The sequence below is a fragment of the Chelativorans salis genome (genome assembly GCF_025336525.1).
Classification (GTDB): domain Bacteria; phylum Pseudomonadota; class Alphaproteobacteria; order Rhizobiales; family Rhizobiaceae; genus Chelativorans; species Chelativorans salis.
Genome location: NZ_JAOCZP010000009.1, coordinates 205,199 through 216,483, shown reverse-complemented (window position 1 = coordinate 216,483; position 11,285 = coordinate 205,199). Strand labels below are relative to the sequence as shown.

General features: G+C 59.0%; 7 protein-coding genes and 1 tRNA gene. 5 read left to right on the top strand and 3 right to left on the bottom strand.

All coding sequences use genetic code 11. The annotated features are described in order from the left end of the window. Positions 1-17: 17 nt before the first annotated feature. Both N5A92_RS22970 and N5A92_RS22965 read left to right on the top strand, forming a co-directional pair. Positions 18-94: transfer RNA gene (locus N5A92_RS22970), tRNA-Met, on the top strand. Positions 95-498: 404 nt separating this feature from the next. Further along, positions 499-1,410: a LysR family transcriptional regulator gene (locus tag N5A92_RS22965; protein WP_260906605.1), complete on the top strand. Its 912-nt coding sequence runs from the start codon at positions 499-501 to the stop codon at positions 1,408-1,410. Between the two features lie 42 nt (positions 1,411-1,452). On the opposite strand, the gene N5A92_RS22960 is transcribed toward N5A92_RS22965, so the two are convergent. Genes N5A92_RS22960 through N5A92_RS22950 form a run of 3 tightly spaced genes read right to left on the bottom strand, consistent with a single transcriptional unit; the run spans position 1,453 to position 4,459 of the window. Then, a complete protein-coding gene (locus tag N5A92_RS22960) occupies positions 1,453-1,830 on the bottom strand; it encodes a c-type cytochrome (protein WP_260906604.1) in 378 nt (125 codons plus the stop codon). A gap of 3 nt (positions 1,831-1,833) precedes the next feature. Beyond that, positions 1,834-3,993: a xanthine dehydrogenase family protein molybdopterin-binding subunit gene (locus tag N5A92_RS22955; protein ID WP_260906602.1), complete on the bottom strand. Its 2,160-nt coding sequence runs from the start codon at positions 3,991-3,993 to the stop codon at positions 1,834-1,836. 13 nt (positions 3,994-4,006) lie between these two features. Continuing rightward, a complete protein-coding gene (locus N5A92_RS22950) occupies positions 4,007-4,459 on the bottom strand; it encodes a (2Fe-2S)-binding protein (protein WP_260906600.1) in 453 nt (150 codons plus the stop codon). Between the two features lie 1,280 nt (positions 4,460-5,739). On the opposite strand from N5A92_RS22950, the gene N5A92_RS22945 reads away from it, so the two are divergent. The 3 genes from N5A92_RS22945 to N5A92_RS22935 all read left to right on the top strand — a co-directional run bounded on the left by N5A92_RS22945 (position 5,740) and on the right by N5A92_RS22935 (position 11,278). Continuing rightward, a complete protein-coding gene (locus tag N5A92_RS22945) occupies positions 5,740-6,027 on the top strand; it encodes a hypothetical protein (protein ID WP_260906598.1) in 288 nt (95 codons plus the stop codon). A gap of 234 nt (positions 6,028-6,261) precedes the next feature. After that, positions 6,262-10,092: an ATP-binding protein gene (locus tag N5A92_RS22940; protein ID WP_260906596.1), complete on the top strand. Its 3,831-nt coding sequence runs from the start codon at positions 6,262-6,264 to the stop codon at positions 10,090-10,092. Further along, a complete protein-coding gene (locus tag N5A92_RS22935; RefSeq protein WP_260906594.1) occupies positions 10,082-11,278 on the top strand; it encodes a YcaO-like family protein in 1,197 nt (398 codons plus the stop codon). The genes N5A92_RS22940 and N5A92_RS22935 overlap by 11 nt, the downstream gene beginning before the upstream one ends. Positions 11,279-11,285 lie beyond the last annotated feature (7 nt).

The following is an 11,285-nucleotide window of genomic DNA, read 5'->3' as shown; positions in this document are numbered from 1 at the left end:
GGACCAAACCTAGATGACGCGGGGTGGAGCAGCCCGGTAGCTCGTCAGGCTCATAACCTGAAGGTCGCAGGTTCAAATCCTGCCCCCGCAACCAAATCCCTACGCTACAGTATCCCACAATAGCCAAAAACTGCGATCCGGCGCGTAGAGCACTACGCTGTGCAGGACGGCAACGATTGCGTAGCTAATGGCAGCCATATCCGACGTTCGCAGCCTTTCCGCTTTGCGCCTAATGTCGGTCGTTGACGGCGTCATGACGACCGCCCGGAAGCAGACATTGCACGGCGAGGTTGAAGATCGAGGTTGCACCGATTTGAAGGTCTCGATTTGAGCCTTCGCTCCTTCCGATCGTGCCGATCTAAATAATTCCAGCTTCCGCAACCGAGCCCGGAGCCGGACATATTGTTTAAATTTACATCTTTATCCAGCAATATTAAATAGAACCCCTCGCTCTAACTGCGATAATGCCGAAGGGGATTGCATCAAAAAGGGAATGAAATGGGCCGCCAAGACACATTCGATGGTCTGTCCGAGTTTCTGGCTATTGCAAAGCGACAGAGCATTCGAAAAGCTGCCCTCGACCTGGAAGTAACACCGGGCGCGATCAGCCAGGCGCTGCAGAGGCTTGAGCGGCGTCTAGGGGCCCCGCTCTTCCACCGCACGACACGGCGCATATCTTTGACGGAGGCAGGGGAGACCCTGCTTGCGAAGATTGCCCCTGCAGCGCGTCTCATCGAGACGAGCCTCGAGGAGACGCTCCAATCGTCGGATGAACCGTCAGGCACGTTGAAGCTTATTGTCGAGCGTCTGGCCTTGCCCCATGTCATAGAGCCGATACTACCGGCTTTTTGCGAAGCTTGGCCGAATGTGAAGGTCGACATAACCGTGAGCAACAAGCATGATGACTTCATCGCCGGGGGTTACGACGCAGGGATCCTCATTGGATCATATATCGCCAAGGAGATGATCGCGGTAAGGCTTTCGCCGCCCTTCAAATGGGCGGTCTTCGGATCACCCGACTATTTTAGGAAGTATGGACGTCCTCGGGTGCCGGGTGACCTCGCTGGACATCAGTGTATCCGGTATCGCCGGCCGGGGAAGGGCGACATCTATCGGTGGGAATTCCTCGAAGACGGACAAAGTGTCAGCATCGAGCCTATCGGGCCCTTGACGGTGAACGACGGTAAACTCATGCAAAACCTTGCCTCGCAGGGCCTGGGGCTGATCTATTCATCGACATTTCACGCATCGGGAAAGATTGCGGACGGTCAGCTTGAACCCGTCCTGCTCGACTATTCACCGGGTAGCGACGGGCTCTTTCTATACTTTACCAAAACAGCGCAAAATCTGCCAAAGGTGCGTGCGTTCATCGACGCCTGTTCCCAACTAAGGCGTTTGTTGGCCGCTTAAGCGATGCAGGCCCGCGCAGCAAGGCGTGGCGTCGTGCAGGTCTCACGGGGCAGCAAGCGTTTTGAGATACGCGATGATGTCAGCGCGATCGTCTGGCCTCGCAACGCCTGTAGTCATGCGCGTGCCCCGCAACATCCTGGCAGGAGCCGTTAAGTAGGTATCGAGCGTTTCATCGGTCCAGACTACGTCCGAATTCTCGATGGCCGGGGAATAGCGATATCCCTCGACCGCGCCGGCTTTCCGGCCGAACACGCCATTCAGGGCGGGTCCGGCCTTGTTCTGGCCCTCAACCGAGTGGCACGCCGTGCATCGATTGAACAGCTGTTCGCCGCGCACCGCGTCTCCGTCGGCAAATGCGGAGCCGGAGCAGATTACGAAAACGATCGACGCTGCGGCAAGGGTTCGCGGAATCCGCGCCATCCGCTAGGCTTCCCTCAGGTCTGCGGGATTGACTGGCAGTGTTCGCACACGCCTCCCTGTTGCCGAGAAGATCGCATTTGTGACGGCTGGGAACACCGCCGAGGTCGCTACTTCGCCTATTCCTCCTGGCGGCTCGGCACTCGGGATAATGTGGGTTTCAACGTGTGGTGCCTCGTCGATGCGAAGCGGCAGGTAGTTGTCGAAATTGCTTTGCTCGACGCGGCCGTCCTTGAGGGTAATCGCGCCATACAGAGCCGCTGTCAGGCCGTACAAGGCGCCGCCTTCCATCTGGGCCGCAATCGTATCCGGGTTCACTGTCAGTCCACAGTCCACAGCGGTCACAATACGTGTGACCCTGACAACGCCGTCAGCCTCGACAGTGGCGTCGGCAATCATTGCGAGATAGGAGCCGAACGCGAACTGCACGGCGACACCGCGGCCCTGCCGGGCCGAAAGAGGCTTGCCCCAATCGGCCTTCTCTGCAGCCAGTTCCAAGACCCTCAACGCACGAGGATTTTCCGTCAGCAGTCGTTTGCGGTATTCGACCGGATCGGCTTCTGCTGCAGCGGCGAGTTCATCGATGAAACTTTCGACCATAAAGACGTTGTGAGAGGGTCCGACACCGCGCCACCAACTCGTAAGAACGCCTTGTGGCTCGACCTGGTTGAACTCGACCTGGATTGCCGGAAGCTTGTATGGCGGATGGGCTGCCCCCTCTACGCCATCGGGGTCCACGCCGTTCTGCATTGCACCTGGTGCGATACGGGCAAAAATCGATGACCCGGAGACACGATGCATCCAGGCGACAGGGTTTCCTTGCTCGTCAATCCCGCCTGACATTCGATCGTAGTAGTACGGACGGTAGTACCCGTGCTGAATATCTTCCTCGCGGCTCCAGATAACCTTGACCGGGCCGTCGACGTGCATCGCAACCTTAACAGCGTGGGCGATGCCGTCGGCTTCGAGGCGGCGGCCAAAGCCGCCGCCGACGATGTGATTGTTGATAATGATCTTCTCCGGCTCCAGGCCGGTGACTGTCACGGCAGCCAGTTTGGCTGCAGAGAGGTTCTGGGTTCCGACCCAAAGCTCGCAAGCATCCTCGCGCACGTGCACCGTGCAATTCATCGGCTCCATTGCCGCGTGGGAAAGAAAAGGCAATTGATAAACAACGTCGATCCGCTGCGCTGCGCCTGCCAGCGCCGTTGTCACATCGCCTTCGCTGCGGGCAATGGCGCCGGGCTTTTGTGATTCCTGCTCCAGATGTCGTACGATGTCGGCGCTGGACACTTGCGCGTTGGGACCGTCATCCCACTCGATCGAAGCTGCTTCAAGCCCCTTCTTGGCCGCTCCGGTGTGATCCCCCACGACCGCCACGGCCTCATCCGTGAGCACCACCTGGCGCACCCCATTGATCGCCAGCGCAGCCTGCTCGTTTACCGACTTCGGCTTGCCGCCAAGAACCGGAGATATGGCGATCGCGGCAATCTTGGTCCCATCAGGAAATGCGTCGATGCCATAGTTGAGCGACCCGTTGATCTTTCCCGGCGTATCCAGCCGCTTTGCCGACGTTCCCAGGAGTTTGAAATCCTCCGGAGACTTGAGCGTAACATCTTCCGGGGCAGGAACGGGAAGCAACGCAGCAATGTCGACCAGTTCACCATAGGCCAGCTTCCTCGTTCCGCTCTCGTCGAGAACGAAGCCATCTTCGGCGCGACAGGTTACGGGATCTACATTCCACTCCTTTGCTGCGGCCTGAATGAGCAGGGTGCGGGCCGTCGCACCGGCCGTACGCAACGGTGTCCAGAACGCACGTATTGACGTGGAACCGCCCGTCATCTGACGCCCGAGCATTGGATGGGCGTACAGGGCCTCGTTGAGGGGCGCATGTTCGAGCTTTACATCATCAAGTGCGATTTCCAGCTCTTCTGCGAGCAGCATTGCTTGGGCGGTGTAGATTCCCTGGCCCATTTCCACTTGCGGCATAACCAGCGTGACAAGGCCTTTCCGGTCGATGCGGATGAAAGCATTGGGAGCGAAGTCCGCGGCGGCGGCAGAGAAGTCTGGGCCAAGGGCGAGATTGACGACGAGACCACCCCCAACGGCAACGCTTGCCTTCAGGAAATGGCGGCGGTTCAACTGCGGGCCGAGAGCACTGTTTGACATGATTTGTCTCCCGTTATGCGCTTGCGCGCTTGATGGCGGCGCGAATGCGCTGATACGTCCCGCAGCGACAGACATTGCCCCACATTGCATTGTCTATGTCGTCGTCGGTCGGGCTGGGGGTTTCCTCTAGTAATGCTGCGGCGGACATCAGCTGTCCTGACTGACAGTAGCCGCATTGAGGGACTTCAAGCTCGATCCACGCATCCTGCAGCGCCTTCCCATGCGCAACGGTGTGGAGAGCTTCGATCGTCGTGACCTGGCTTTCCACGACGCTTTCAATGGGAGTCACGCAAGAGCGAGTGGCCACGCCATCAACGTGGACGGTGCAGGCTCCACAAAGTGCTTGTCCACACCCGAACTTGGTACCGGTCATGCCAAGCAAGTCGCGCAGTACCCAGAGGAGTGGGGTGTCGCCGTCTACATCCACTGTGTAGGTGCGGCCGTTGATCTGCATCGAGAATGCCATTCGTGTACTCCGGTTTCGACTTCTAACGCCCGGCCGAAGATGACTATTTTAGTAACCGAGATAAACACGCCAATTTTGCACTGTATGTATAGCTGCGCTTAACAATGCCTTGGGAATACGTTGAGCATGCTCTGCCGGACTTCGAGGGCGAGCGGGATAATTATCGCTATCGGCTGGAGATGCCCGCCGACGTCGGGCCTTCTGTCGCCACCTGTTGGCGAAGACACCACTCATGGATCTGCCGCAGGCCAAGATGATCCAGCCCGAGGAAGCCGACAACATCCTGTTAGCGGGCGGGCGTCATTGGCTCAATCCGCGACAGCCGATGCGAGCGCGATGGTATATCTGACGCACAAGCCGACAATGAGGGAAGGGCGGCTTGCTGCTGGTTCCATCCCAGAGCCGCCGGTCCGCTTGTGGCCCCAAAAACTCCATCAGAGCTGTCCGTTTCGCGCCGCGTGTCAGCCGTACCGTAAAGCTCTACCGTTTCTTGAAGGCCGCCGGGGTTCGGCGCGGGAGCTGCGACACAACGGGACACGATAATTCGATCCCAAACAGATGTTCGCGGGATTAGCGCGCCAGGCTCACCTCGCCAGCGACCTCCGGAATGAGCCGCATGTTCAACGCTGACAGTCGCAGCCGCGCGGATTGGGCCAACCTTGACGATATCGATGTCCTGGGGGCTGGGTGCTTGCGTGCGATGCTCGGGACGGCACAGTAATTTGGTAGAGCTTTGAGCAGCCTCACCGAGACGATCGCGTAGCCCGCGCACCGATCCAGGTAGCTCCGGCGATGACAGTGGTGCGACTGCCCCAACGATCAGAATGGCAAAGCCAAGGGCGACCATGGCTGCATAGCCGAGAACGAAAACACCGACATAGCCGAAGCCGTAGTGCAGGATGGTTCCCGAAGCGGTCGGGCGAAGCACAGGAGGAAGCCCCAAATCGTAGCCTGGTGGGCGTGGCCGCGCGCGGATTTCACCGTCCTTGGCACCCTTCTGGAACTCGGGCGCATCGATGTCGATCGGCCTGTAGGCAATGCCTGCCCGGTCGACCGCTTCCTCACGGTCCAGAAGAACTCGCACCGGGTCAGCAAGAGACCGGCAACAAAGGCAAGCATTTCGCAGCCCGGCGCACTGTTTTTCACGGACCACTCACGTTCGATCAACGGAGCTTCCACGGCCAGTCCGTAAAAACACCTCGCGGTCACAAGCGATAATAGAGGAATGCAAGGAATGACCGCAGTTCCTCACTCAACACATACACACACAGGAGGCTACTATGGCTAAGCTCATTATTCTCACATCCGTTCTCGCAACACTCGGCGTCAGCAATGCTGCTGCTTTCGAAGCCGCATGGGGCGTCGGTCCCAGCGAGGCAAACAGTCTGCCTGCTCCTCGCCACCAGATGGTGCCTTCCACCGACAGCACCATCGTGACTGGCAGCATGGAACAATCTTACGGCTTCCCGACCGTCGGTGGCCGGAGGGTCCGCTTCTCGGCTGCGGACGGTTTTGGCCCCAGCGACGAGAACGATCAGCCCACTCCGCGCTTCCAAATTGCGCGCTAGCGGCGGCTTTGCATCCTAAGCTCGCAGCCCCGATCGGGGCTGCTTCTTTTTGTGGCCCTTGGATTCAGTTGACAAGCTTTGACGTTCCAGTTGCACACTTTCGTGCTAAAGTCCGACGCGGGTCGCCTTCGGTATGATTGTCGGCCCTTTCGTCCTCTCCGTGGGGGCATTGCGGCTTCGCGATATTTGTAGGGCGATTTAGTTTTTGCTACGCCATACAGGCGGCTTCGCGCCATGAGTTACTATCTGCGTGTTCTTGGCGGCTTTGAACTGCTCCACGACGACACGCCCATCCCGATCGTGTCCGCCAAGCAGCGCTGTCTGTTTGCTTCACTTGCTCTGGCTCTACCGCACAGTTGCCATCGAGAGGTTTTGGCAGAGCGTCTTTGGGGTGAGCGAGGCGATGAAGGTGCGAGTCAGAACCTGCGAACCGCTTTGAGCCAGCTGAGGAAGCAATTTGTAGCGGAACCTCTGATTGGTGCTCAGCGGGAGGAAGTGTGGCTCCGTCCCGAATCGATCCAGGTCGATGCTTTAAATTTCAAAACGCTTCTTGCAAACGGCGATTTGCAATCGCTTCGTGCTGCATCGGATCTTTACAACGGCGATTTTCTTCGTGACGTCCGCATCCGGGATGCCGACGCAGAGCAGTGGATCTCTGATCAGCGTGGATGGCATCGGGCGCGTGCCCTGGAAGTATTCGTAAAGCTTTCTGAAAATGCGCTTGGAAGCGGTGATTTTGAATCGGCCGTACAGGACGGGCGGCGTGCCGTGTTGCTGGACGATCTCGCTGAGGAGGCGCACCGCGCCCTGTTGAATGCCCTGCTTGCGGCCAATCGACGTGGCGAGGCGATGCGCCATGCGAGGTCAATGTTGGAATTGTTCGAGACCGCGCTTGGCGTCACTCCTTCGTCCGAGACTATGGCCGTCATCGAAAGGGTGCAGACGGACTCCGGCACTCGGGCGATATTGGACGAAGCAAGCTCGTCACCTGCCGTTCGGCCATTGCCGGATTCCGCCGCGCCCGCTACCGTCGAGGCGAAGCGGGATCTCATCGAGCAGCGCGTAATTGTTGCCCTCAGCTACGAGATCAATGGCGTCGCTGAAGTCGCTGAGCATGAAAACGCCGACAGTCTGGCCAATCTTGTTGGTGAATTGGATCGCCTCATCAACGTGATTGCCGAGGAATGGCTTGGCGTGGCCGGTGCCAATGCGCTGGACCACGGCGTCATCTTCTTCGGCATCGACGGACAGGCGGAAGACTATGCCAGTGACGCGGTCACCGCAGCCAACGAACTCAGCGAGGCGATTGACAACTACCGCTGGCAAAGCCGCCCAGATCAGCGATTTTGTCTCAAAGCCGGGCTTGCAGACGGCCTATCGTTGATTTTCTCGCCTCATCCACATGAAGGTAAACCACGCGTGCTAGGCCATCCGGAACTGGTGGCACGTCGGATGCGCTTGTTGGCGCCAACTCCGGGAATCTATGTAAGCAACCGGCTACGCGCGCGTGTCAGCCGCTACTTCAAGTTCCAGCATCCCAGCGAACCCTCAGACAGTGGAAAGCAGGTCGATGCGTTCTGGCGCTTGGTCACGCCTCGCCGCGTCTCGGATAGGTTCGAAGCGAGACGTCAGCGCGTCTTGCCGATCGTCGGCCGCCGCAGCGAACTCGAACTTCTGATCAGTCGCTGGTCCGACGCTTGTGGCGGTCTAGGACAATTCGTGATCGTCCGGGGCGACCCTGGCATCGGGAAATCGCGGTTGCTTTACGACTTGCGCGGTCGCCTCAAAGCCGCAGGGGTGCGCCCTTGGCTGCTGCAATGCGCTCCCGGCGGTAGTCGGACAGCATTCTCGCCGGTCGCGAACATGTTTGCCAGCCGGCGGCGGTGGACACAGCAGCCCGACGCGGTTTTCGCAAGAGCGGCCCGACGCCTGGGCGTGTCCGATTCCGGTCATGTGGAGCAACTCGGCTTCGCGAGCGGCATCATCCCGGCTGCCCGCCAGGACCTATCCTTGTCAACAAAGGAGGCCCTCAGACGAAATCGCAGTGCTATCCAGTCGGTGATCGGCGCGAGGGCCAGGAAAGGTGCCGTCTGCATCGTCGTCGAGGACATACACTGGGCCGATCCCACCACCCTCACGGAACTCGAGGCTTTATCCAGCTGGATAGCAGATAAGCCCGTCCTCATTGTCCTCACTACCCGCGACGACTCCCTTCGTTCGATTTCAGACGCGAGCAACGCTCTTGATTTGAAACTCCGACGTCTCGACGCCGGCGAAATGAAGGCTCTTGCGACTTCCTTGTGGGAGATGGTCGCCGAAGATTCCCCGACCTCGGAGCAACTGGCGTTCGTCTCGGAATTCAGCGACGGCATCCCGCTGTTTCTCGAGGAGTTGGTGCTGTGGCGATTGCGGATGGAACGCAGTGTCGGGACAAGTCCAGCGCTTAGAACTGATTCGTGGGGGGATCCCACGATGCCGTTAAACGATCTGCTTCTCTCCCGCCTCAATACGCTAGGAGAGGGGCGGAGGGTGGCGCAAATCGCCGCCGTATTGGGGCGTTCCTTCGACGTGTCAACGCTGCGCGAAGTGATGGGTGACCTCCTGCCGGAGGAGAACCTGACTGCCCTGCTCGCATTTCTGGTGGATCAGAATGTCCTTCGGCAGATTTGGCCGCAGCCCGACGCCGAGTATGAATTCCGCCATGCCTTGCTTCGAGAGGCAGCCTACAGTTCGCTCCGTGACGCCGACAGGCGCGTCTTTCATCAGCGGGTGTTCAAGCATCTTGAACAACAATTCCATGACGGCTTGATCATCAGGGATGTAGATCTTGCGTGGCATGCTGAACGTGCGGGAAATTATCGTGTTGCCGCCACCATACTCGCCAGAGCCGGGCGTGACAGTGCTGCTCGCTGGGCGACAGCGGAGGCCAGATCATGCCTTTCGCATGCTCTCGAGCTAACGTCGAGTATTGATGACATTGACGCCCGCGAAGGCCTGCAACTTGAGATAATCGCTGCCTTGGGCCCTCTCGTGACGAGCCAGTTTGGCCCTCGTGATGACCGGGCACAGGAGCTCTATAACCGTGGTGTCGATATTGCCCGGCAACGCCCTTCCAGTGAGTTGGCCGACTGGTTTCCGGTTTTTTGGGGCTGGTGGTACACCGGAGCGGACTTCCGTATCATGCACGATCGCGCCCTGCGAGTGCAGGAGATGCTTTCAGGGGTGGATGATCCCGAGGTCAAACTACAGATCAACCACTCCATTTGGGCGATCGACTTCAATCTCGGTAGGCATCGAGAAGCGTTGGCGGCGATCGAGACAGGCTTGAGGCTGTACGATGCCGAACGCGCGAGAATGAACCGTGCCCTGTTCGGAGGGCACGACGCCAAAGTATGCGGGCTACTCCAGCGCGCCCTCTGCCTCTGGTTGACAGGCAATCACGAGGCATCGGACGCCGCGCTTGCGGAGATGATCGGCTTCACAGACAGTATCAGCCATATTCCCAGCAAAGCGCATTCGCTCGATGGCGAGGCGGTGTCAGCGTTCTATCGCAACGATTTTACCCGGCTCTCCGACGTCTGTGGGCGTATGGGAGAGCTTGCGGCCAAACATGAGATGGAATTCCTGACTGGGCTTTCCTTGCTGTTCGGCGGGTGGGCCGAAGCCTACACGCGGGATCTCGAGAGCGGCCATAACACTTTTTTCAAGGGGCTTGCGATCCTGAGACATCTTGGCTCGGCGGTGGATCTTCCCATCTACCTTGACATGTATGCGACCCTATTGGGCCGCAAAGGCCAGACGGAACTGGCGATCGCGACGGTGACCGACGCCATCACGGAAGCGAGACAGACGGGCCATGCCTATTGGCTGGCGGAACTGTTTAGACGTCGCGCGGCACTTCGAGCCCAGGCTCAAGGCGATCCGAACCTGATTGTCGCGGATTTGCGGTCCGCATTGACGATAGCGGATGGGCAGGGTGCCATCGCCCTCAAGAACCGGTCCGAGCAAACAGCCGAAGAACTCAAGCTTGCCTCCCAGCTGTTGACCGCAACCGATGAAGACTGACCATTCACTGGAGAGATTGCGGGCAGAGCTCGTCGCAATCAACGCGATGCCACAATCATTCTCTTCGGCGCCGTCCGATATGAACGAGCTTTTTTCGCGCCTGGCGCCACTGCGTCGGCGAGCGCGAATTACCCGACTGGGAGACCTGACCGGCTTGGACCGGATTGGTCTGCCCGTAGTCCAGGCGGTGCGCCCGGATGCGCTTTCCGAAGTCACTGCAGTGGGACGTGGAAATTCCTTGGCGGAGGCGGCCGTGGGCGCAATTATGGAATCGCTGGAACGGTTTTTCTCTGAATCAATCACGCCAGAGCGCATTTTCTTTGCGACTGCAGAGGAGCTTGGGCTTCCGCCAAGTCAGTTCAAAAATCAAGTTCTGCCCGGTTTTCGGGAAAAGTGGCGGCTTGCCCGGATACCATGGATGCTGGCGCTTGAGATCACCAGCGGGCTCCCGCAGCCGGTGCCGCTCGAACTTGTCCATACACGGTACACAGACCCATCGCCACCCGGCGACGGCGTGTTTGTGCGTACGACCACTGGTGTTGCTTGCCATACGAGCGTGGTCGCAGCATTTCTGCACGGCCTGTACGAATGCATCGAAAGAGATGCCATTGCGCGCGCCTTTGCCACGCATGGTTTTTTTGAAAGGATGCGCTTGGAAACTTCGTTCCCTTTCGACAGCCGGACTGCGCAGCTGTTGGACCGCGCGCGAAGCAACGGGCTTTCGACCGCGCTTTGGTACGCACCGTCACCTGCCAAAGTACCGGTCGTTTGGTGTCAGACAATCGAAACGGGCACGGGGGAACCGATCCTTTCGCTCCCTACCGAGGGCTATTCCGCGGGTGCGACTTTGGCCGATGCGGCGTCGAATGCATTGCTTGAGGCGCTGGCGACTCGCGCTGTTGCGATATCAGGCGCAAGAGAGGATCAAGTCCGCCAGCGCTACAGGACGAGGACTGATGTGCTGGTAGCCCAGGCGCGACAGCTCATTGCAAGCGACATTCCCTCAGCTTGTATCGAAGCTCGTGACATGGCGGAGACCGGCGATGTCGGCATGCTTGTGCAGACGATTGCGGCTTCGAGGCTAGGACCGGTCTTTGTCGTTCGGGTTGGCGCGGACGTGGAAACTGGCGTTCAATGTATAAGGACGATCCTGGCGGGAGCGCATCCGCTTGCAATGATCAGATGAGTGGTTC